Genomic DNA, 22,255 nt, shown 5'->3' with positions numbered 1-22,255 from the left:
TTAATTCTTGCCGAATCAGATTCAGAAATGAGCAAATCGTTAGATACTGAACGATGAACCACAACCACAGGTGGTTTTAGCGTTCGGGTTAGTCACGATAAAACGTGAACCTTCCAAACCTTCGGTGTAATCAACCGAGCCACCCACCAGATATTGCAGGCTCATCGGGTCAACCACCAGCGCCACGCCAGATTTTTCAATCGTCATGTCGCCATCGTTGATTTTGTCATCGAAAGTGAAACCGTATTGGAAGCCGCTACAGCCGCCGCCAGTGATATAAACACGCAGTTTCAGATCCGGATTCTCTTCGTCAGAGATCAGGTTTTTAACCTTGTGGGCAGCCGCTTCGGTGAATTGCAGAGGCAAGGCACTGGTTTCCACTTCGGTTGGATCACTCATTGTTGCTTCACTCATCTTTTTTACTCCCAATCCGTATTCTGTTCAGGCCGCCGGATTGACTGTCTGAATAATGACCTAATTATCTAATAGGTAGCGTTATGGTTCAAGTATGAGCGGTTTTCGCGCCGTCGTCCTGTCTATTTATGCTCTGGTCAGCTTCTTTACTCTCCGCCTTGGCAGCATTTTCCCGCTCCTGCCGCTGTAAAGTGCGGGTAAGAATGGCGGAATACAAGGGCTTACCGCCAAGGAACTGTGCCAGAAGGGTGGCACCCAGGCAGGTAATAATCATCGGTAAAATCAGCTGATAATTATCCGTCATTTCTAACACCAAAACTATCCCGGTCAGCGGCGCTCTGACGCTGGCGGCAAAAAGCGCGCCCATGCCGGCAATCGCGAAGGTGGCAGGCTCAATGCCGTACTGCGGGAACATCGCCAGACTGGCGCTACCAAAGGCCGTGCCGAGCAATGTGCCGAGTGCCAGCATCGGGGCAAAAATCCCGCCGGGCGCGCCTGAGGCAAAGCACAGCAGCGTGGTGGCAACTCGAATAAGAAAGATAAACAGCAGCATGCCCAGCGTGTATTTCCCCGCCGCCGCGAGGGGGATCAGCGCAAAACCGCCTCCGGCGGCTTCGGGCAGGAACAGCCCCAAGACTCCGCAGAAACCGCCCAGCAGGCCGCCAATGATCAGCACTTTGCGCAGCTTGCCGCCGTGCATTCTGGCGAACATATCCTGAGTGCGGAATATCAACGCGTTGAACGCCACGCCGACCATGCCAAACACCATGCCCAGCACCAGATAGAGCCACAGGGTGTTGAGTGGCGCATTGGCCAGCTTGCCGACTTCAATCACCGCGCCTTCGCCGTTGAAAATGCGGAACACGATGCTCGACATAATCACGCCGATAAACACCGCTTTTATGGAAATCAGGCTGTAGCGGAACTGCAAACGCATCTCTTCGATGATAAAGAGAATGCCCGCCAGAGGGGCATTGAAGGCTGCGGAAAGGCCCGCCGCCGCACCGGTTGCCAGCAGCGAGTGGCGCGCTTCGGCACTGCGCAGGCGGAAAATATCCACCATCATCTTGCCGATATTGGCCCCCATCTGCACCGTCGGCCCTTCGCGACCCAGCACCATGCCTGCGCCAAGCGTGCCCATACCGCCGATAAATTTCACAGGGATCACCCGCCACCAGCGCACCGGCCGCAACTCTTCCAGCGCCCCTTCTATCTCAGGAATGCCTGAACCACTGGCCTCTGGCGCAAAACGGTGAACCAGAAAATAGCCCAGCATGGCCAGTAACGCCGAGGCGATAAAGGCTACCGGCAGCAGCAAGATCCAATGATCGCTAAACACGCCTAAACCCGATTGGCGCAGGTGGATCACCCAATCCACCGCCTTTTCGAAAGCCACGCCAAGCAGACCGGCGACGGTGCCGACTATCGCCGCGACCACCAGAATCGCCACCGGCGTTTTATCTCGACGCAGAAAATAGCGCAGAACATCGCTGCGCTTGCGGGGCCCGCGCAGAGCAGCATCTTTAGCAGAGTCGTGGGACGAGGTATCAGTCATGAGTTTGCAGGAATAGGCTAATAAGATGGGCAGATTTAACCACAAAAAGCCCAATTTCGGAAAACGGAATACCAGACCAACAGCGCGAAGCGATTTCATAACGCGCCCCACTTCTTTAGAATGGGCGCATTATTTCCCTTTTCTACAAAAGCAGCACAATCCAGGAGCCGTATATGAGTAAGTCAGAAAGCCTGTTTTCGCAGGCGCAGGCGCTAATCCCAGGTGGCGTAAACTCACCGGTTCGCGCGTTCTCCGGCGTGGGCGGCGTCCCGTTATTCATTGAGCGTGCTGATGGCGCTTTCCTTTTTGATGCCGATGGCAAGGCGTATATCGACTATGTCGGCTCATGGGGCCCAATGGTGCTTGGCCACAACAACGCCGAGATCCGCAACGCCGTGATCGAAGCGGCGCAGCGCGGTTTAAGCTTCGGCGCGCCAACCGAGATGGAAGTCAAAATGGCCGAGCTGGTCACCGGTTTGGTGCCGAGCATGGACATGGTGCGCATGGTGAACTCCGGTACCGAAGCCACCATGAGCGCTATTCGTCTGGCCCGTGGCTTCACCCATCGCGACAAAATCATCAAATTCGAAGGCTGCTATCACGGCCATGCTGACTGCCTGCTGGTCAAAGCCGGTTCTGGCGCACTGACGCTGGGCCAGCCAAATTCGCCGGGCGTACCGGCTGATTTCGCCAAGCATACTTTAACCTGTACCTATAACGATCTGGATTCCGTCCGCGCGGTGTTCGAGCAATACCCTGACGACGTGGCCTGTATCATCGTTGAGCCAGTGGCCGGTAACATGAACTGCGTGCCGCCACTGCCAGAATTCCTGCCGGGCCTGCGCGCGCTGTGCGACGAGTTTGGCGCGCTGTTGATTATCGATGAAGTGATGACCGGCTTCCGCGTCGCGCTGGGTGGCGCTCAGGAGCACTATAACGTGATGCCTGACCTGACCTGCTTGGGCAAAATCATCGGCGGCGGCATGCCGGTCGGCGCATTCGGCGGACGCCGTGAAGTGATGGACGCGCTGGCGCCAACCGGCCCGGTTTATCAGGCAGGTACGCTGTCAGGTAATCCGATTGCCATGGCCGCCGGTATCGCCTGTCTGACGCAGGTTTCCCAGCCGGGCGTGCATCAAACCCTGACCGAGCTGACTACCCGTCTGGCCGAAGGTCTGGTGGATGCCGCGCAGAAAGAGAACATTCCGTTCGTGGTAAACCACGTTGGCGGCATGTTCGGCCTGTTCTTCACCGAATCAGAAACCGTCACCAGCTATCAGGACGTGATGAAGTGCAACGTCGAGCGCTTCAAGAAGTTCTTCCACCTGATGCTGGAAGAAGGCGTCTATCTGGCTCCTTCTGCTTTCGAAGCTGGCTTTATGTCTCTGGCTCACACTCAGGAAGACATTCAGCGCACCATCGACGCGGCGCGCCGCTGCTTCGCTAAGCTTTGATTGTTGCAAAACAGCATTAAAAAAGGGGCCAATTGGCCCCTTTTTGTATTTCTGAGTTGGATACTACCTTCCCTGCTTCCGCAGCAAATAGATAAAGTACGGCGCGCCGATAAAGGTGGCCAATAGCCCGGCAGGAATTTGGTCGGGGAAGATAATCATTCGCCCGCACCAGTCGGCAAACACCATCAGCAGTCCACCCAAAATACTGGCGACCATCCACTGAGGAATAGCGCGGCGGAAGCCTAGCATCCGCGCCATATGCGGCGCCATCAGGCCGATAAAGCTCAGTGGCCCGACGGTCAGCGTCGCGGCCGCGGTCATTACCGCAGCCAGCAGCAAAATCGCCGAGCGAGAAGGCGTCAGCGCCATGCCCACCGATTTAGCCGTCACGCTGCCCAGCGGCAAGATACTCACCCAGCGGCGACAGAAAGGCACCAACACCAGCAATACGGCAGCAATGGCCGCCGTGCGCCACGCCTGTGCCATGGTCACCGAGTAAGTCGAGCCGGAGATCCACGTCAGCAGGCCGCCCATGCGCGGATCGCCGCTGGCCAGCAGCAGCGCCATCAGCGTGCTGAAGGCCGTACTGAGCGCAATACCGGTCAGCAGCATGCGTTCGGCGGAGAAGCTTTTCAGCCCGGATGAAACCAGAATCACCAGCAGCGTAATGGCCGCGCCCGCGCTTCCCGCTGGCAGTAGCCAGACAAAGGCGTCGCCGGGGACGAGGAACAGCATTAGCACCACGCCGAAGGCCGCGCCGGAGCTTATCCCCAGCACTTCAGGACTCGCCATGGCATTGCCGGTTAGCTTCTGAATCAGCACACCGGCCGATGCCAGCATCAGCCCGGCAGAAAATGCAGCTACCACGCGCGGTGTGCGCCAAGGCAGCAGCGCATCAAGCTGCGCGCCAGTGGACCAGTTCCAACTATTAGCATCGCGCCCGGCCATCAGCGCGACGGCAACGCCCACGACCAGCAGTAATAGCGCCAGCCCGACCCAGCGCACCAAGTGGTGGCGCTCTTCTGGAACGTGGTCGCCCTGATCCATCGGCGGCGGCGACATACTGTTGCGCAGACGCGGCAGTAGCCAGAGCAGCAGCGGCGCGCCGACCAGCGCGGTGGCCGCCCCGGTGGGGATTTCCATCCACACCTGTGTCAGATATTGCATGATTTGGTCGGTCAGCCACAGCAGCAGAGCACCAATCAGCGGCGCGAGGATCAGCCTTGACGTCAGGCGGCGCGCTCCGAGCATCTTCGCTAATAGCGGCGCGAACAGGCCGATAAAGCCAACTATGCCCACGGCGTTAACAATCTGCGCACTCATTAGAATCGCCAGCGCCAGCACGCTGAGGCGCGCGACGTTCAGCCCCAGCCCCAGATTCTTGGCAATGCCGTCATCCAAACCCAGCAGCGTCATCGGGCGTTGCAACACAAACGCCAGCACCCAAACGATAATCAGCCGGGGCAGCAGGAAACTCGCCACGCTCCAGTCTTGCTGATTCAGCGAGCCGGTATTCCACATATATAAGCTTTGCAGCCGCTGGTAATTGAACAGCCCGAACAGGCCGTTAATCGCGCCGCAGTACAGGCCGAGCACCAATCCGGCAAGGATCAGCGTCACCGGCGACATGCGTTTGCCCCACGCAATGCCAAACACCAGCAGCCCGATGACTATCGCGCCAATCATTGCGGCAAATTGCTGTGTCAGCTCGCCGCCGGGCAGTGCCCATAGAATGGATACCGTCAGGCCGAGCTGCGCCCCCGCCGAGACCCCAAGGGTGGCGGGTTCCGCCAGTGGATTGCGCAGTACCTGTTGGAATAACAGCCCGACCAGCCCCAAGGACGCACCGGCCAGCAGCGCCACCGCCACGCGCGGCAGCGTGCTGTAATGGAACATCATCTGATTGACGTTATCGATGCTCGGCTGCCACAGCGCCTGACTCCACTGATCGAACGGCAGTTGCTGGCGCAGGTTGTAAAGGCTGAGGGCCGCGCTGACCAGCGCCAGTAGGATTAATAAGATGAAGGTCAGGCTGAGAGAGCGACGATTCATGAGGCTTTCCCCAGCGTAGCCGTCAGGATGCGGCAAAAACGCATAGCGCTGAAGGTCGCGCCGTAGAACCAAACAGCGGGCACCATGCTCAGCTGTTTTTCGCGCACAAAGGGCATGGATTGCCACAGCGGCGTACGAGAAACCTGCGCATAGACATCGGCGTCGCCGTGCCCGAAGCAGATGGCGTGGGCGTTTTTAACCGCCGCCAAACGCTCAATGCCAACACTCACGCTGCCCCAGAAGCTGCTTTCACCCTGCCATGCGTTGGTCAAACCTAAATCGAGCATGATCTCCTGAAACAGGCTGCCCTTGCCAAAAACCAAAACGTGGCGCGTGTCGAGGAAGGAGAACAGCAGAATAGGCTTTTGCACGAAGGGCTGCACCTGAGTGCGCGTAGTGTCCAGCAGGTCATGGTAAATCTTCAGGTGCTGGGCAGCGCGCTCCTGTAAGTCGAGGTAACTCGCCAGCTTGTTGAGCGAGCGAATCGCCTGCTGGAGCGGATTCGGGCTGCCGTCGTTGGCCGTTAAACCCAGCACCGGCGCAATCGGCGCCAGCTGTTTGGCATTCGGGCCATAGCCTTGAGACACCAGCAGCAGCGAAGGTTTAAGCTGCTGCATCAGCTCCATATTCGGCTCCATTCGCTGGCCGACATCAATCACATTCGCTGGAAGTTTTGGCTCATTCACCCACAGGTTGTAATTGCGGATATCCGCCACGCCCATTGGCGTGACGCCCAGCGCCATCAGCAGCTCGGCCGGTAGCCATTCAAGGGCAATAATTTTGCTCAAATCAGGGCGCGTGGCGGCGAAAGAAGGAATAGCCGCCAGCAGCGGAGAGAGCGCCAACGCCTGTAGCAGACGGCGGCGATTTAGGTCAGGTGTAGGGAAAATCGTAGACATATCAATAGACAAAGCTTACCGGTGCGCCACCGGCTGGGTGCGGGAGGATGCCCATCGGGATACCATAAACTTGCTCAAGCACATCGCCGCGCATCATCTCTTCCGGCGTGCCTTGGGCAATTAATTCGCCACCGCGCAGCGCCATCAGATAATCGCAGTAGCGCGCCGCCATGTTCAAATCGTGCAAGACGGCAATCACCGTCAGCCCTTTCTCTTGGCTGAGGCGATGGATCAGGGCCAGCACGTCTACCTGATGGGCGATGTCCAGCGCAGAAGTGGGTTCGTCGAGCAGCAGGCAGCGGCTGTCCTGCGCCACCATCATGGCTAACCATGCGCGCTGGCGTTCGCCGCCGGACAGGCTATCCACCAAACGATGGGCGAAAGGCTTCAGGCCAACCAGTGAAATAGCCTCTTCGACTTTCTCACGATCTTGATGTTTGAAACGCCCCAACGCGCCGTGCCACGGATAGCGGCCAATCGCCACCAGCTCTTGCACCGTCATGCCTTCGGCGGCGGGAAGTTGTTGCGGTAAATAAGCGACCTGACGCGCAAAGGCTTTGCTATCCCACTGCTCAAGAGGAGTGTCATTCAACTGAATTTGCCCGGCAGAAGCAGACTGATGGCGACCTAGCATTTTGAGCAACGTGGATTTGCCCGAGCCATTATGACCAATTAACCCGCACACTTTTCCCTTCGGGAACGTCAGCGACAGCGGCGCAAGCAGCGTGCGTCCGGGCACAGTGAAACTCACCTCATTCAGGCTGAACGTACTGTCATTAGCATGAGAGTCAGTTTGCGCGGCAGAATGATTCACGGCGTGGTTTGGCATAATATTTTCAGACATTGAGTTAGCCGCTCTTTACATCAGATTTGAAGAAACAAAAATGGAAAAGGGCACGAGGTTCCGTGCCCACTTTTCATGACTACGTCAGGCTATCAGAAGCGGAAAGTTGCCGTGGCAACGACCTGACGGTCAGAACCCCAGTAACAGGCATAATCACGATAGCAGCTAGCGACATATTCGCGATCCAGCAGGTTGTTGACGTTCACGCCAACCGACGAGCCCGGCATGCCGAAACGCCCTAAGTCATACTTAATGGTCGCGTCAACCAGCGTGTAGGATGCCACGTCGAAGGTCTGATTGTTTTGCGCACCCGTGGTATAGAAGCTGGAGCTATCACCCACATAACGCACACCGGAACCAACAGTCAGGCCGCTGAGTGCCGTTTCGTGGAATGTATAGTCAGCCCACAGAGAAGCCATGTTGCGTGGCACTTCTGCCGGACGCTTGCCCTGATAAGCAGTGTCTTCGGTGTATTTCGCATTTGTGTAGGTGTATGACGCCGTCAAATTGATATTGGCGTTTACCGCAGCTTTGGCTTCCAACTCAACACCGCGAGAACGGATTTCTCCCGACTGCACGCTGAAGGAAGAGAAGGCTGGATCCGGATTGGCCGTCAGGTTTTTAGTTTTAGTCAGCTGATAGATCGCCGCAGTAAGGCTAATTGGGCGATCGTCAGGAATGTATTTGATCCCAGCTTCGTACTGCTTACCAATCGAAGGGTCGAAAGGTTTACCTTCAGCGGAAGCACCTGGGTTTGGCTCGAAGGATTCACTATAGCTGAAGTACGGTGAAATACCGTTATCAAACAGGTAGTTCAGACCACCACGCCAAGTGAATTGCTCATCGTTAATCTCAGCAGTGGTGTTTGCACTGCGAGTCAACGTTGAGGTTTTAGCGAAGTCGTAACGGCCGCCTAAGGTCAGGATCCAGTTATTCCACTCAGCTTGATCCTGTGCGTAAAGACCCGTTTGCTCCTGACGGTTGAGAATCTGATACGGGAAGTTCAACTTCACACCAGCATTGCCGTACTGTGGATTGCCCAAGTCCAGCGGGTTCGCGCTGCCATAGTAGGCGTCGATGTCATTACGCATACGCATGTAGTCCACGCCGGTCAGCAAGGTGTGATCCACTGAACCCGTCGCGAACTTGGCCTGCGCCTGAGTATCAACGTCGAAGTTGTTAAGTTCTTCTTTCGACTGCACAAATGCGCGGCTCATTTGGCCCGGTGCAATATAGCCATTGCCATAGACGCCACGGAAATCGCTGCTGATCGTGGTATAGCGCAGGTTCTGACGCACGGTCCACGTATCGTTAAATTCATGGGCGAAGCTGTAACCCACCATCTTCTGATCGCGCGACAGTTTGTTGTCCGCTTCGCCATCGTTGAAGTCAGTAGAAATCTTGTGTGGCTTGCCGTTGGCATCATAGTAAGGCACCACGGTGCCCTGACGCGGCAGCCAGCCATAGAAGCCAGTATTCGGGTCGTTCTGGAAGTTACTCAGGAAGGTGAAATCAGTTTTATCATCCGGACGCCAGCTAAATGACGGAGCAATCGCGTAACGCTGCTCTTTCGACATCACCTGCTGAGTATCTTGGCTACGCGCGACGCCGGTCAAACGGTAGGAATAAATGCCCGCGTCATCAATGGCATCGCTAAAATCAAAACCGGTTTGGTACAGATTGTCTGTACCCATTTTGAACTGCACTTCTTTCAATGGCTCAGTTGTTGGACGCTTGCTGACCATTGCCACCACGCCGCCCGGATTACTTTTGCCATAGAGCACGGAAGATGGGCCACGCAGCACTTCAACGCGTTCAAGGAAGTACGGATCCATGGAAACTTCAGAATAGTTATCGCCCTGAAGCTTAATCCCGTCCAGATACTGGTTGGTGTTTACTGATGTAAACCCGCGAATGGCAATCGCGTCATAGGTAGCAGAGCTGCCACGGCTGGCGAACACGCCCGGCGTGTAGCCTAGCGCCTCTTTCACCGTGGTTGGCTGCTTCATGTCCATCTCTTCACGGGTCACAACAGAAATTGACTGCGGGGTTTTAACAATCGGCGTGTCGGTTTTGGTGCCGGTGGCGCTGTGTTTCGCCGCGATGGTTGGCGACGGTCCCCAGGCTGATTCCGGTGCTACGTTAGCCGCGGCGTTGCCGGTGACCACGATAGTATCGCTTTTCGCCGGGGTGCTGCTGGTCTCAGCCGCGGTGGCTTGAAACGCTGTCGTTCCCAATGCGGCGGCGATAGTTAATGCCAAAGTTCCACGCTGAAAAGACCCTTTTGATGCAGTCATTGAAAGTGTGCGCTGATGTGCCATTTGCTGTTCTCTGGAGATGTTGAATGGGAATGTAAACGATAATTATTATTATGAACGTCGGATGATATGCGCAACCGATGTCCTTCTGCAAGCGCATTAAGACCGGACAAAGTGTGAACGAATAGAAAATAGCCCTATGTAATACAGGGGTAAATACGATGGGTAAATGTTCGAAATGGCATGTGAAGCCGATGAAGAATAAATATTTTTAATGTTACCCAAGGGTAAAAATTAGCTGCTGAATGTATGCCCCAATTTCAAAGCGCTGAATGCATCGTCGCGGGGGTGAAAAAGCGTTTAAAATCGCGGTTTCACAGCATGGAAATGGTTAAAAGGACTAAAGAGAGCAATAAAACAACGTTGAGCATCCTGTGAAAACAAAATACAGTACGGCCCTTCCCCCGCGCGATACTGCGTTTTAGCAGGCTCAAAGGAGTTAAATCCGCACCGGGATAATTAAGGCTAATAGGGAAATTGCCGAGGCTATAGATACACATACATCGACAATAAAAGCTGCATTTAATACAGCAAACCAAATAGGCAATACATTATGCAATCCTCTGTTAACAAACAAGAAAGCCGGACGTTCCTCGGCCATCCTTACCCACTTCGATCCCTGTTCTTCACTGAGATGTGGGAGCGATTCTCGTTCTACGGCATCCGCCCATTATTAATTCTGTTTATGTCTGCCGCGGTGTTCGACGGCGGCATGGGGCTAGCGCGTGAGAATGCCTCGGCGATTGTCGGTATCTTCGCGGGCAGCATGTATTTGGCCGCTTTGCCGGGCGGTTGGTTGGCCGATAACTGGCTGGGGCAGCAAAAAGCCGTGTGGTATGGCTCGATTCTAATTGCCTTGGGCCACCTCTCCATCGCCCTGTCGGCGGTAATGGGCGACAACCTGTTTTTCATCGGTTTAATGTTTATCGTGCTGGGGTCGGGCCTGTTCAAAACCTGTATCTCGGTGATGGTCGGCACTCTATATAAGAAGGGTGATACCCGCCGCGACGGCGGTTTTTCGCTGTTCTATATGGGCATCAACATGGGTTCGTTTATCGCCCCGCTGATCTCCGGCTGGCTGGTTCGCGACCACGGTTGGCACTGGGGCTTCGGCATCGGTGGTATCGGAATGTTGGTGGCGCTGGTTATTTTCCGCCTGTTTGCCGTGCCTTCGATGAAGCGCTATGACAAAGAAGTGGGTCTGGACTCCACCTGGAACACACCGGTTGCTAAGAAGAATGGCGTTGGCACTTGGTTGCTGGCATTGGCCGTCGGCGTGGCAGTGATTGTTACGCTTATCGCTCAGGGCATTATCGTTATTAACCCGTTGGCCGTAGCCAGCATGCTGGTTTACGTGATTGCCGCCTCGGTCACGCTGTATTTCATCTATCTATTCGTGTTCGCCGGTTTGAGCCGCAAAGAGCGCGCCCGCCTGTTGGTCTGCTTCATTCTGTTAGTATCAGCAGCCTTCTTCTGGTCCGCCTTCGAGCAGAAACCGACCTCGTTCAACCTGTTCGCCAATGACTATACCCAGCGAATGATTGGTGATTTCGAGATCCCTGCGGTGTGGTTCCAGTCGATCAATGCCCTGTTCATTATCCTACTGGCACCGATTTTCAGCTGGGCGTGGCCTGCGCTGGCGCGTAAAAAAATCCAACTGAGCAGCATCACTAAGTTTGTTATCGGCATCCTGTTTGCTGCGGCGGGCTTTGGCCTGATGATGCTGGCGGCGCAAAACGTGCTGAGCAACGGCGGTGCGGGTGTCTCCCCGATGTGGCTGGTGGGCAGTATTCTGATGCTGACGCTGGGTGAGCTGTGCCTTAGCCCAATCGGGTTGGCGACCATGACCCTGCTGGCGCCGGAAAGAATGCGCGGCCAGATGATGGGCCTGTGGTTCTGCGCCAGCGCGCTGGGTAATCTGGCAGCGGGCCTGATTGGTGGTCACGTGAAAGCTGACCAACTGGAAATGCTCCCTAACCTGTTCGCGCGCTGCTCCATCGCGCTGCTGATTTGTGCCGCGGTGCTGATCCTGCTGATTGTCCCAATCCGTCGCATGATGGAAAACCAGCAGAAACCGGCTGAAAACAGCTAATCCCCTCCTAATAAAAAAAGGGCGCGAACTGAGTCGCGCCCTTTTTCATTTCAGCATCTGATCCTACGGACTTGAGCCGAACATATCCTTAATCCAGCCCGCAACGCCTTTGCCATCTTCTTGTTGAGAATGCTGCTGTTGCTGCTGCTGTTGTTGCTGCTGCTGAATCGCGGCTTGCGACGCCTGACAGAGTTGGTCAGGGGAATCGGTCCAAACCGGGATACTGCGCGCTACGCCGCCCGTCAGGCCACCGCTGTTACAGACAAAGTTTCCACTGCCGTCGATATTCATGGTGGTGATGCCTTCCGGCACCTGCAAGGTCAGCGGCTGCGGCGTTTCGTTATCCAGATAGCGGCTATAGAGCACCAGCGCGCCGGTAGAACCCCACAGCTTAGACGGGCCGTTGTTATCGCGGCCAACCCAGGTGATCGCCACCTGATTGCCGTCGATACCCGCGAACCAGCTGTCACGCAGTTCGTTGGAGGTACCGGTTTTCGCCGCCAGATGCAGGTTCGGGAACTTGTTCGCCAAGGCGCGTGAAGTCCCCTCGGAAACCACCTGCTGCATCGCGTACATGGTCAGATAAGAAGCCTGAGCCGGAATAACCCGAACCGCCTGTGGGAAGCTCTGGTAGAGCACGGTACCGTCTTCCGCAATTACCGAACGCACGGCGGACAGTGGCGCTTTGTTGCCGCCGCTGGCAATGGTCTGGTACTCCTGCGCAACTTCCATCGGCGTCAGGGCAATAGCCCCCAACAGCATTGACGGCAGCTGGTTCAGCGACTCTTTTGGAATACCCAGGTTAATCAGCTGCTTGGTAATGTTATCCAGACCGACAGCCATACCGAGGTTAACCGTTGGCACGTTCATCGAGCGCGCCAGCGCGTCCACCAGCAGCACCTGTCCACGGAACTGGTGATCATCGTTCTTCGGCGACCAGGTCTGGCCATTGGCCAGTTTCAGGGTCAGCGGCTGGTCAGCCAGCACGGTGTTCAGGCGGTATTTATCCGGCTGCGACAGGGCAGTCAGGTAGGTCGCAGGCTTGGCCAGAGAGCCGACCTGACGACGCGCCTGCATGGCACGGTTGAAGCCCGCAAACTGGGTTTCGGCGCCGCCGACCATGGCACGCACTTCGCCGGTATAGCGGTCAACAATCACCATCGCGGTTTCAATGTCGTTCAACCCGCTCTTCTTACGCAGTAAAGGAATGCCTTCTTCCACGGCTTTCTCGGCGGAATCCTGAGAAATCGGGTCGAGGGTGGTGAAGATTTTCACCCCTGACATATCCTGTACTTTATCGCCAAGCTTGGCCTGCAGCTCCTGACGCACCATCTGCATAAAGGCTGGCTGAGGAGAAATCACCCCGCCCTTCGGCTGGACGCCCAGAGGGCGCGCGCTGAGCATGTCATACAATTCTTGGTCGATAACTTTTTGATTAACCAGCAAACGCAGCACTAAGTTGCGGCGTTCAAGGGCCAGTTTCGGGTTACGCCACGGGTTGTACAGCGAGGCGCCTTTCACCATGCCGACTAACAGCGCCTGCTGATCCAGACTCAGCTCATCCACCGGACGGCCAAAGTAGTAGAGGCTCGCCAGCGGGAAGCCGCGAATCTGATCTGAGCCACTCTGGCCGAGATAGACTTCGTTCAGGTACAGCTCGAGGATGCGATCTTTGCTGTAGTTGGCGTCGACCAGAATCGCCATATAGGCTTCGCGCGCTTTACGGCTCAGCGAGCGTTCGTTGGTCAGGAACAGGTTTTTCACCAGCTGTTGGGTCAGCGTACTGCCGCCCTGCACCGCGTGTCCGGCGGTTAAGTTCGCCACCACCGCGCGGCCAATCGCCCAGAAGTTAATGCCATCGTGCTCATAGAAGTGACGGTCCTCGGTTGCCAGCAGCGTGTCCACCAGCAGGTCCGGGAAACCAGAGCGCGGCACGAACAGGCGCTGTTCGCCGTTCGGAGATTGCAGCATGGTGATCAAACGCGGATCGAGGCGGAACAGCCCGAAATCGCGGTTGTTGTCGAGGTTCTTAATCTCCGAAAGATGGTTATCTTCGAACATCAGGCGCGCGTTGATCTGGCCCTCTTTACCATCTGGGAAATCAAACGGGCGGCGCAGCAAGTCGATGCTGTTGGCAGCCACGGTAAACTCGCCCGGACGGGTAATACGCGTTACTTGGCGGTATTGCGTGCCTTCCAGCAGGTTAATCATCTCTTTTTTGCTGTACGGCATGTCCGGCTCAAGGTTGACCTGACGACCATACACCGCCGCTGGCAGCTGCCAGACTTTGCCATCAATACGGCCACGGATCTCAGTATTGAGATAGAAACCGTAAATCCCCATCAGAATGGCGAAGATGATGAACAGCTTAAGCAGCAGCCAGAACCACCAGCGTTTTCTGCTGCGCGGCTTGCCGCCTTTGCCGGATTTCGCCGCTTTGCGTGGCGCGGCTTTGCGGGTCATACGCGACTCCCGACGGGTCTCTTCTTCATCGTCATAGTCGTCATCCGTTTCGCGGTCTTCTTCATAGTCATCATCGAATTCTTCATAATCGTCATCCCTACGGCGACGTACCGGACGCGAGCGCGAAGGCTTACGTCCTGCGGGTTTGCCTTTACGGCCAATCGGCTCGCGATCATCGCCAGACATGACAACTCTCCATAAAAACTGCTGTGTTCATAAATTGCGGCCTACTCTCTGCCTCGGTTGTGGCTATGACCAGAAGAAATCTCTGAAAAAAATCAGACAATTTCGCGTCTATCGGCTTGGGTTTTCTGGTCATTGATATTTTTTGGTGCGACGCGTGGGCATTTCCACAGCCGGATTATCCGGCCAGGGGTGCTTAGGGTAGCGACCTTTCATCTCTTTTTGTACTTCGCGATACGTCCCTTGCCAGAATGCCGCCAAATCGGCGGTGATCTGCAACGGGCGCTGGGCGGGCGAAAGCAGCTCCAGCACCACGGCGACGCGGCCTTCGGCCAGCATCGGGCTGCGCTCCTCGCCAAATATTTCCTGCATCCGCACCGACAAAATCGGCGGCTGGTCAGCATAATAGCGGATTGGCAAACGGCTGCCAGTAGGAACGGTGTAATGGGTCGGCAGCGCCTTATCTAATCGCTGGCGCTGATGCCAATCTAGCAGCCGCAGCAGCGCGTCATGCAAATCCACATGTTGCAGCATTTTGAGCGAGCGCACGCCGTTAAGCGACGGCGAGAGCCACTGCTCGAGGCCGTCAAGCAGGCTTTGGTCATCCATCGCGGGCCAGTCAGCTTCGGGCATCCATTTGGCGGCGCAAGTCAGGCGCAGGCGCAGCTGTTCGGCGGCTACCGACCAGTTAAGCGACGCCAAACCCTGCTGCCGAACCCAGTCAATCAGCGCCTGTTGTAAATCGGCGTCATCCGGCTTGGCCTGTGGGTTAGCTTTCAACACCAGCCGCCCCACCTGCCAGCGCCGCCACGCGCGTAGCGTGCCTTTCTCTTCATCCCACTCGACCGCAGTTTGCTCTTTGACAATTTGCGGCAAACGCTCGGCCAACTGGCTGGCATCCAGCGTCACTGCCAGCAAAATTCGCGCGTCCGGGCTGTTATTGCCCTGCAACAGCTGCGGCGCCACCAGCCACGCGGCGCGGGTTAGCGCATCGTCCTGCGGCAGAGAAGCCCCGAGGCCGTTGGCTAACAAATAGCGGCCATCGGCTCCCCGGCGCTGAGCTATGCGGTCACTGAAAGCGACGGCCAATAGCCACGGAGCCAGCGCCGCGTCCACCTGACCTTTTTTGGCCGAAACCCGCTGAGCTAGCTGACCGGCGCGGCGCTGCCAATTGCCCTGCGGGCGACTGAGCCAATAATCGATATCCGGCATGCCCCCGCGCGGAGGCTCTTCCAGCATGGCGGCCAGCAGCGCCGCCGTCGCTAAGGCATCGGCGCCCTGAGCATCGGCGGCAATCAGCATCGCGGCAAGGCGCGGCTCGCAGCCGAGCTTGGCCATGCGCTGCCCCGTCGAGGTAAGTTTTCCCTGCCTATCCGTCGCGCCAAGAGAGTGCAGCAAGGTTTTGGCCGCCGCCAGCGCGGGTGCGGGCGGCGCATCAAGCCACGACAGTTGCTCCGGCTGCTGGCAGCCCCACTGCAAAAGTTCGAGCCAGAAACTGCTCAGGTCGCTTTGCAGAATTTCCGCCTCGCCCTGCGCACTGGCGCGTTCAGCCTGCTCTTTGGCGAACAGGTGCCAGCACAGACCCGGCTCCAGACGCCCGGCGCGGCCCGCGCGCTGGGTCATCGAAGCTTGGCTAATCCGCTGCGTCACCAGACGGGTCAGGCCGGAGCGCGGGTCAAACTGCGCGCTGCGTTCCAGCCCGCTGTCCACCACCAGCCGAATACCTTCGATAGTCAGGCTGGTTTCAGCAATATTGGTCGCGAGCACGATTTTGCGGCGGCCCGCTGGCGCAGGTTGAATCGCCTTTTGCTGCTGATCGAGCGTCAGCGCGCCATACAGCGGGCAGAGGTCGATATCGTCAGACACTCTCCCTGCCAGCAGGTTCTGCACGCGAGTGATTTCCGCCACGCCGGGCAGGAAAAGCAGCATCGAGCCGCCGTTTTCGCTCATCAGGCGACTCACCACCCGCGCTATGCCTTCGTCGAGGCGCTCGTGGCTGGCGAGAGAAATATAGTGGCGATCCACCGGGAAGCTGCGCCCCTCAGAGACAATCACCGGCGCGTCGGGCAGCAGCGGGGTGAGTCGCAGATTGTCGAGGGTGGCGGACATAATCAGCAGCTTGAGGTCATCGCGCAGGGCGTTTTGCAGGTCGAGCAGCAGCGCCAGCGCCAAATCGGCTTGCAGGCTGCGCTCGTGGAATTCGTCGAGGATAACCAGTGAGACGCCGCTCAGCTCAGGGTCGGCCTGCACCATGCGGGTCAGGATCCCCTCGGTGACCACTTCAAGACGAGTGGCGGCGCTGGTTTTGCTTTCCGCGCGCATGCGATAGCCGACGGTCTGGCCGGGCGTTTCGCCAAGCTGCTGGGCCAGACGATAAGCCACGTTCTTGGCCGCCAGCCGACGCGGCTCGAGCAGCAGGATTTTACCGGGCAGGTTAGCCTGTTGCAGCAGCTGTAGCGGCAGCCAGGTCGATTTGCCCGCGCCCGTCGGGGCCAGCAGCAGTACCTGCGGTGCGCTTTTTAGCGCGGCTAATAAAGGGTCAAGTACGGCACTGACCGGCAAAGAAGATGACAATGAAAAAGCCCCATATGAGTTGATTTAAAGCGCCAGCATTGTAGCATCTGGGCCTGCTTCTGCCTTAAGGGAACCTGCAATGTCCGCTCAACGCCGTCTGTTTTTTGCTTTATCACTGCCACCGAAATTACAAAAACAGGTGATTAAATGGCGTGCTGATAATTTCCCGGCCGAGACAGGACGCCCGCTGACGGCGGCCAATTTGCATATCACTCTGGCCTTTTTGGGCGAGGTGAGCGAACAAAAAGAGGCGGCTTTACGCGGCGTCGCCGGGCGAATCGATGCCAAAGCCTTCAGCGTGCAAATCGATGACGCGGGCCACTGGCCCGGAGCCGGCGTGGTCTGGCTCGGCACTCGGCGTGCGCCACGCGCGCTGCTGCAACTGGCCGAGGTGCTGCGCTCCCACGCGGCGCGCAACGGCTGTTACCAGAGCACGCTGCCGTTTCATCCGCATATTTCGCTGTTCCGCGCCGCCACTCGTCCGGTCGCCATTCCTCCCGCAACACCCAACTGGACGCTGGACGCCACCGAGTTTGGCCTGTACCAGTCCCTTTATGAGAGTGGCCGCACCCGATACTCCTTGTTGCAAAGCTGGCCGCTGTCGCCCGCCGCGCCTAACGACTAATTTCAATCAGGAAATGTCATGCACTTCGAGCCACCACTTCAACCCGCAACCCTGATCAAACGTTACAAACGTTTTCTGGCGGACGTGGTCACCCCAGAAGGTCAGGAATTAACCCTGCATTGCGCCAATACCGGCGCGATGACCGGCTGCGCTACGCCGGGCGATACCGTCTGGTATTCCACCTCCGACAACCCAAAACGCAAGTACGCCCATAGCTGGGAGCTTACCGAAACGCAGCAGGGGCACTGGATTTGCGTCAACACGCTGCGGGCCAACCAGCTAGTGCGAGAAGCGCTGGAATTAGGCGGCATTCCAGAATTATCTGCTTACAGTAAGATCTCTAGCGAAGTTAAATACGGCGCCGAAAACAGTCGCATAGATTTTATGTTACAGGCGGATAACGGTTCTGACTGCTATATTGAAGTGAAATCTGTCACCTTGTTGCAACAAGGATGCGGCTTCTTCCCCGACGCAGTGACCCTGCGAGGTCAGAAGCATTTACGCGAGCTTCAAGCGATGGCAGAACAGGGACAGCGAGCCGTTTTATTTTTCGCTGTATTGCATTCAGGCATTGAAAGCGTCTCTCCGGCACACCATATTGATCCGCGTTATGCAGCATTGTTGACGCAGGTACAGAAAAACGGTGTCGAAGTGATGTGTTACGGTGCAAAACTTTCTGCCGAGGGTATCCGCCTCACAGAACGTTTACCTCTGGCTACCCGCCAGTTTGTCGGATAACCCCTGTTATTAAAGCCATCGGCGGCGACCACATGGGGGCAGAGACTCTAAATTGTTCAATTTTTGAAGGATTAAGGAGTCGCGAATACGCTTTTCCTCACAGGTCTGTCAAGACCCTGCGATGATTAATTGCTTACCTCGTTGCCTTCTGGTATTTATAGCGGCCTGATTTTTTCCCCCTTTTGGGGATCGAAATACTCAACATCGTTGAATTACAGCAAGGCGGACAACGCAGCAGTAGCTTAAAGGATGAAGAGTATAGTGCGTTTTATGTAGGAGAAGCATCATGCAAGAAGGGCAAACCCGTAAGACATCGTCCTTGAGCATTCTCGCCATCGCTGGGGTAGAACCATACCAAGAGAAGCCAGGCGAAGAGTACATGAACGTCGCTCAGCTGACCCACTTCAAGAAGATCCTTGAAGCGTGGCGCAATCAGCTCAGGGATGAAGTTGACCGTACCGTTTCGCACATGCAGGACGAAGCTGCAAACTTCCCAGATCCGGTCGACCGTGCCGCTCAGGAAGAAGAATTCAGCCTTGAACTACGTAACCGCGACCGTGAACGTAAGCTGATCAAAAAAATTGAAAAAACGCTGAAAAAAGTGGAAGACGAGGATTTCGGATATTGCGATTCCTGTGGCGTTGAGATCGGTATCCGCCGTCTCGAAGCACGTCCTACCGCTGATTTGTGCATTGACTGTAAGACATTGGCTGAAATCCGCGAAAAGCAGATGGCAGGTTAAGTCTCGGGTCCCACGCGGTGCATTACGCACCGCGTTCCCTTAACAACGCAGCACCCTCTTTCGTTTCAAACTTCTTATGTCAGATACCCACGCCACGTCGCCCTACATCGGCCGCTTTGCTCCCTCACCTTCCGGTGAACTTCACTTTGGTTCTCTGATTGCCGCCCTCGGTAGCTATTTGCACGCCCGCGCCGCGCAGGGCCAGTGGCTGGTGCGTATTGACGATCTCGACCCGCCACGCGAAATCGCCGGTTCCGCCGACAGCATTCTTGCCACGCTTGAACGTTTTGGCCTGCACTGGGATGGTGAAGTGGTTTGGCAGTCGAAACGCCATGACGCCTACCGCGCCGCCCTAGACTCGTTGCACATCAATGGCCTGAGCTATTACTGCACCTGTACCCGCCAGCGCGTCGCCCAGCTCGGCGGCACCTATGATGGCCACTGTCAGCACTTAGGCCTTGGGCCTGAGAATGCGGCGATTCGCCTGCGCCAGACGCGCCCGGTTTACGCCTTCGACGATGATTTTCAGGGCCAACTGCACGCCAGCCAGACTCTCGCCGAAGAGGATTTTATTATCCGCCGCCGAGATGGCCTGTTCGCCTATAACCTCGCCGTGGTGGTCGACGATCACTATCAGGGAGTCAATCACGTGGTGCGCGGAGCCGACTTAATTGAGCCAACGGTGCGGCAGATTTCGCTTTATCAGAATCTTGGCTACCCGCAGCCGGGATATTTGCATTTGCCGCTGGCGGTCAATGAGAGTGGCGATAAGCTTTCCAAACAAAATCACGCGCCCGGCCTGCCACCCGGCGACCCGCGCCCCGTGTTGTTGAAAGCGTTACAATTTTTAGGTCAAACCTTGCCGGAAAACTGGCAGGAATTACCATTAGATTTATTATTACGCTGGGCGATTGAACATTGGTCCCCCGCGCAGATGCCGCGTCAGCATGCGAAAGCTCCGCCAGATTTGACTTCGGCATTCTCAAAGTAGCCAGTGTGAGCTATGATTAGCCGCTGTTTTTGCGTCGCGTCATTTTTATCAGTCACTATCGAGGTGTCCCATTTTTACCCGAGTAGCCAATTTTTGCCGTAAGGTGCTAGTTCGTGAAGACAAAGTCATCCGTGAAGAAAACGCGGTGCCTGAACCAGCCCCTCTTCGTGAAGATAAAGACCGCCGCGACCCAACCTCCGTGGACTCTGCTTCCGTTGCCGACGGCAACCCAAGAACGCCGTCATCCCCACGCCGCGAACGCAGTGGCAATCGCGATAACCGTAATCGCCGGGATGACAATGGCAATCGAGGCGATCGACGCGGCAATAATGCTGCGCAAGGCGCGAGACAGCCATCCCGCTCTGCCCCTCGTCAGAACGAAAATCATGACAATCGCCGTTCAGCCAGCGAAGCGCCACGCGGCGATCGCCCATTCGTTGAACGTTACGTGACCGAAGAGCCGGCGAAGAAAGCCCGCGTCTCCTTTGATTACGAAGGCGAAACCCGCGCCATGACCATTATTCCTCGCGATGAGCACAACATCTCTCGTCGTGATATCAGCGAAAACGCCCTTAAAGTGCTGTATCGCTTAAATAAATCCGGTTACGAAGCCTACCTGGTTGGCGGCGGCGTGCGCGATTTATTGCTGGAAAAGAAACCGAAAGACTTCGACATCACCACCAACGCTACGCCTGAGCAGGTACGCAAACTGTTCCGCAACTGCCGTCTGGTGGGCCGTCGCTTCCGTCTGGCTCACGTGATGTTTGGGCCGGAAATCATTGAGGTCGCCACCTTCCGTGGTCATCACGAGCAGCAAGAAGAAGTGGAAGACAAAAACTCTTCCCAGCAGGCCGTCAACGGCATGCTGCTGCGCGACAACATCTTCGGCACCATCGAAGATGACGCCCAGCGCCGCGACTTCACCATCAACAGCCTGTATTACGGCGTGGCCGACTTCACCGTGCGTGACTACACCGGTGGCCTGCGTGACCTTGAAAACGGCATTATTCGCCTGATCGGTGATCCAGAAACGCGCTACCGCGAAGACCCGGTGCGTATGCTGCGCGCCGTGCGTTTCGCCGCCAAGCTGGACATGAAAATCAGCCCTGAAACCGCACAGCCTATTCCACGACTGGCGACCTTGTTACAAGAAATCCCTCCGGCGCGCCTGTTCGAAGAGTCTTTAAAACTGCTGCAAGCGGGCAACGGCTACCAGACCTACCTGAAGCTGCGTGAATATCAGCTGTTCCAGCCGCTGTTCCCGCTGATTGCACGCCAGTTCACCGAAGAAGGTGACAGCCCGATGGAGCGCATTCTGGTTCAGGTGCTGAAAAACACCGACTTCCGTCTGCAAAACGATCAGCGCGTTAACCCTGCGTTCCTGTTCGCCGCGATGCTGTGGTATCCGGTGATTGAACACGCGCAGAAGCTGGCACAGGAAGGCGGATTGACCTATTACGATGCCTTCTCGCTGGCGATGAACGACGTGCTCGACGAGCAGTGCCGCACATTGGCGATCCCAAAACGTATTACTACGCTGGTGCGTGATATCTGGGCGCTGCAACTGCGCCTGTCTCGCCGTCAGGGTAAACGTGCGCACAAGCTGATGGAGCATCCGAAGTTCCGCGCCGCCTTCGACCTGCTGGCGCTGCGCGCCGAAGTCGAGCAGCATCGCGAACTGCAAAGCCTGACCGAATGGTGGGGTGAGTTCCAGGAAGCGACACCGGCCTCGCAGAAAAACATGCTGGGTACGCTCGGTGATGACGCCGCACCGCGCCGTAGCCGTCCGCGCCGCCCTCGCAAACGGGCACCGCGCAAGGACAATGCGCAATGATTCGGGTCTACATTGCGCTCGGCAGTAACCTTGCCAAGCCTGTAGACCAGGTTAACTGTGCGCTGGAAGCTCTGGCGCACATGCCCCGCACCCAGCTGGTGGTCTGCTCGGCATTTTACCGCAGCAAGCCCCTCGGCCCGCAAAATCAGCCTGATTTCCTCAATGCCGTGGTGGCACTGGATACCGAACTGCCGCCAGAAGAACTGCTAGACTGCACTCAGGCCATTGAACAGAATCAGGGCCGGGTGCGAAAGCTGGAACGTTGGGGACCGCGCACGCTGGATTTAGACCTGCTGCTGTATGGCGATCGGGTGATCAACACCGAACGTCTGACCGTGCCGCATTACGACATGAAAAACCGTGAGTTTATGCTCTATCCGCTGGCAGAAATCGCGCCAGACGTGGTGTTCCCTGACGGCGAATCTCTGCAAACTGTTCTCACCCGCGTGCCGCTGAACGGGCTGGAACGCTGGTAAT

The 22,255-nt window shown here is 56.7% G+C and carries 16 protein-coding genes; 8 read left to right on the top strand and 8 right to left on the bottom strand.

The window, feature by feature from the left end; genetic code table 11:
- Nucleotides 1–39: 39 nt before the first annotated feature.
- Together erpA and clcA are read right to left on the bottom strand one after the other, a co-directional pair.
- On the bottom strand, nucleotides 40–414 hold the full coding sequence (gene erpA / locus V2154_RS03215; protein WP_072009848.1) for an iron-sulfur cluster insertion protein ErpA: 375 nt from the start codon (nucleotides 412–414) through the stop codon (nucleotides 40–42).
- Nucleotides 415–502: 88 nt separating this feature from the next.
- Nucleotides 503–1,969: a H(+)/Cl(-) exchange transporter ClcA gene (gene clcA, locus V2154_RS03210; protein ID WP_353501038.1), complete on the bottom strand. Its 1,467-nt coding sequence runs from the start codon at nucleotides 1,967–1,969 to the stop codon at nucleotides 503–505.
- A 173-nt stretch (nucleotides 1,970–2,142) separates the two neighbouring features.
- Here clcA and hemL point away from each other — a divergent pair, with 173 nt between their 5' ends.
- Nucleotides 2,143–3,423, top strand: coding sequence for a glutamate-1-semialdehyde 2,1-aminomutase (gene hemL / locus V2154_RS03205; RefSeq protein WP_353501037.1), 1,281 nt, complete (start codon nucleotides 2,143–2,145; stop codon nucleotides 3,421–3,423).
- A 63-nt stretch (nucleotides 3,424–3,486) separates the two neighbouring features.
- Here the strand turns inward: hemL and fhuB are convergent, their stop codons facing one another.
- The 4 genes from fhuB to fhuA form a co-directional block, all read right to left on the bottom strand.
- Nucleotides 3,487–5,475, bottom strand: a complete 1,989-nt coding sequence (fhuB, locus tag V2154_RS03200; RefSeq protein ID WP_353501036.1) for a Fe(3+)-hydroxamate ABC transporter permease FhuB — start codon at nucleotides 5,473–5,475, stop codon at nucleotides 3,487–3,489.
- The gene (gene fhuD, locus V2154_RS03195; protein WP_353501035.1) at nucleotides 5,472–6,374 is read right to left on the bottom strand and encodes a Fe(3+)-hydroxamate ABC transporter substrate-binding protein FhuD; all 903 of its coding nucleotides are present in this window, start codon (nucleotides 6,372–6,374) and stop codon (nucleotides 5,472–5,474) included. The genes fhuB and fhuD overlap by 4 nt, the downstream gene beginning before the upstream one ends.
- 1 nt (nucleotide 6,375) lies before the next feature.
- Nucleotides 6,376–7,203, bottom strand: coding sequence for a Fe3+-hydroxamate ABC transporter ATP-binding protein FhuC (gene fhuC / locus V2154_RS03190; protein ID WP_353503900.1), 828 nt, complete (start codon nucleotides 7,201–7,203; stop codon nucleotides 6,376–6,378).
- A gap of 107 nt (nucleotides 7,204–7,310) precedes the next feature.
- Nucleotides 7,311–9,539: a ferrichrome porin FhuA gene (fhuA, locus tag V2154_RS03185; RefSeq protein ID WP_353501034.1), complete on the bottom strand. Its 2,229-nt coding sequence runs from the start codon at nucleotides 9,537–9,539 to the stop codon at nucleotides 7,311–7,313.
- Between the two features lie 550 nt (nucleotides 9,540–10,089).
- On the opposite strand from fhuA, the gene V2154_RS03180 reads away from it, so the two are divergent.
- Nucleotides 10,090–11,628 carry a peptide MFS transporter gene (locus tag V2154_RS03180; RefSeq protein WP_353501033.1) on the top strand — a complete coding sequence of 513 codons (1,539 nt, stop codon included), beginning with the start codon at nucleotides 10,090–10,092 and terminating at the stop codon, nucleotides 11,626–11,628.
- Between the two features lie 63 nt (nucleotides 11,629–11,691).
- Here V2154_RS03180 and mrcB read toward each other — a convergent pair whose 3' ends face one another.
- Nucleotides 11,692–14,277 carry a bifunctional glycosyl transferase/transpeptidase gene (gene mrcB / locus V2154_RS03175; protein ID WP_353501032.1) on the bottom strand — a complete coding sequence of 862 codons (2,586 nt, stop codon included), beginning with the start codon at nucleotides 14,275–14,277 and terminating at the stop codon, nucleotides 11,692–11,694.
- Between the two features lie 129 nt (nucleotides 14,278–14,406).
- On the bottom strand, nucleotides 14,407–16,848 hold the full coding sequence (hrpB, locus tag V2154_RS03170; RefSeq protein WP_353501031.1) for an ATP-dependent helicase HrpB: 2,442 nt from the start codon (nucleotides 16,846–16,848) through the stop codon (nucleotides 14,407–14,409).
- Between the two features lie 79 nt (nucleotides 16,849–16,927).
- On the opposite strand from hrpB, the gene thpR reads away from it, so the two are divergent.
- The 6 genes from thpR (at nucleotide 16,928) to folK (ending at nucleotide 22,254) form a co-directional block, all read left to right on the top strand.
- The gene (gene thpR / locus V2154_RS03165) at nucleotides 16,928–17,473 is read left to right on the top strand and encodes an RNA 2',3'-cyclic phosphodiesterase (RefSeq protein ID WP_353501030.1); all 546 of its coding nucleotides are present in this window, start codon (nucleotides 16,928–16,930) and stop codon (nucleotides 17,471–17,473) included.
- A gap of 18 nt (nucleotides 17,474–17,491) precedes the next feature.
- Nucleotides 17,492–18,211 carry a DNA/RNA nuclease SfsA gene (gene sfsA, locus V2154_RS03160; RefSeq protein WP_353501029.1) on the top strand — a complete coding sequence of 240 codons (720 nt, stop codon included), beginning with the start codon at nucleotides 17,492–17,494 and terminating at the stop codon, nucleotides 18,209–18,211.
- A gap of 286 nt (nucleotides 18,212–18,497) precedes the next feature.
- Entirely contained in the window at nucleotides 18,498–18,953 is a 456-nt protein-coding gene (dksA, locus tag V2154_RS03155; RefSeq protein WP_034787382.1) for an RNA polymerase-binding protein DksA, read from the top strand.
- 76 nt (nucleotides 18,954–19,029) lie between these two features.
- Nucleotides 19,030–19,944, top strand: a complete 915-nt coding sequence (gene gluQRS / locus V2154_RS03150) for a tRNA glutamyl-Q(34) synthetase GluQRS (RefSeq protein ID WP_353501028.1) — start codon at nucleotides 19,030–19,032, stop codon at nucleotides 19,942–19,944.
- Nucleotides 19,945–20,455: 511 nt separating this feature from the next.
- Nucleotides 20,456–21,778, top strand: a complete 1,323-nt coding sequence (pcnB, locus tag V2154_RS03145) for a polynucleotide adenylyltransferase PcnB (RefSeq protein WP_353503899.1) — start codon at nucleotides 20,456–20,458, stop codon at nucleotides 21,776–21,778.
- Nucleotides 21,775–22,254, top strand: a complete 480-nt coding sequence (gene folK, locus V2154_RS03140) for a 2-amino-4-hydroxy-6-hydroxymethyldihydropteridine diphosphokinase (protein WP_353501027.1) — start codon at nucleotides 21,775–21,777, stop codon at nucleotides 22,252–22,254. The genes pcnB and folK overlap by 4 nt, the downstream gene beginning before the upstream one ends.
- The last annotated feature ends 1 nt before the right edge of the window (nucleotide 22,255 follow it).

This window comes from Ewingella sp. CoE-038-23, from assembly GCF_040419245.1.
Classification (GTDB): Bacteria; Pseudomonadota; Gammaproteobacteria; order Enterobacterales; family Enterobacteriaceae; genus Ewingella; species Ewingella allii.
Note: the sequence above shows the minus strand (reverse complement) of the source record. Positions and strands in the feature narration are given on the sequence as shown.

Coding starts and splice junctions, on each gene's coding strand:
- erpA (WP_072009848.1), bottom strand. CDS start 414: ATGAGTGAAGCAACAATGAGTGATCCAACCGAAGTGGAAACCAGTGCC.
- clcA (WP_353501038.1), bottom strand. CDS start 1,969: ATGACTGATACCTCGTCCCACGACTCTGCTAAAGATGCTGCTCTGCGC.
- hemL (WP_353501037.1), top strand. CDS start 2,143: ATGAGTAAGTCAGAAAGCCTGTTTTCGCAGGCGCAGGCGCTAATCCCA.
- fhuB (WP_353501036.1), bottom strand. CDS start 5,475: ATGAATCGTCGCTCTCTCAGCCTGACCTTCATCTTATTAATCCTACTG.
- fhuD (WP_353501035.1), bottom strand. CDS start 6,374: ATGTCTACGATTTTCCCTACACCTGACCTAAATCGCCGCCGTCTGCTA.
- fhuC (WP_353503900.1), bottom strand. CDS start 7,203: ATGCCAAACCACGCCGTGAATCATTCTGCCGCGCAAACTGACTCTCAT.
- fhuA (WP_353501034.1), bottom strand. CDS start 9,539: ATGGCACATCAGCGCACACTTTCAATGACTGCATCAAAAGGGTCTTTT.
- V2154_RS03180 (WP_353501033.1), top strand. CDS start 10,090: ATGCAATCCTCTGTTAACAAACAAGAAAGCCGGACGTTCCTCGGCCAT.
- mrcB (WP_353501032.1), bottom strand. CDS start 14,277: ATGTCTGGCGATGATCGCGAGCCGATTGGCCGTAAAGGCAAACCCGCA.
- thpR (WP_353501030.1), top strand. CDS start 16,928: ATGTCCGCTCAACGCCGTCTGTTTTTTGCTTTATCACTGCCACCGAAA.
- sfsA (WP_353501029.1), top strand. CDS start 17,492: ATGCACTTCGAGCCACCACTTCAACCCGCAACCCTGATCAAACGTTAC.
- dksA (WP_034787382.1), top strand. CDS start 18,498: ATGCAAGAAGGGCAAACCCGTAAGACATCGTCCTTGAGCATTCTCGCC.
- gluQRS (WP_353501028.1), top strand. CDS start 19,030: ATGTCAGATACCCACGCCACGTCGCCCTACATCGGCCGCTTTGCTCCC.
- pcnB (WP_353503899.1), top strand. CDS start 20,456: ATGACCATTATTCCTCGCGATGAGCACAACATCTCTCGTCGTGATATC.
- folK (WP_353501027.1), top strand. CDS start 21,775: ATGATTCGGGTCTACATTGCGCTCGGCAGTAACCTTGCCAAGCCTGTA.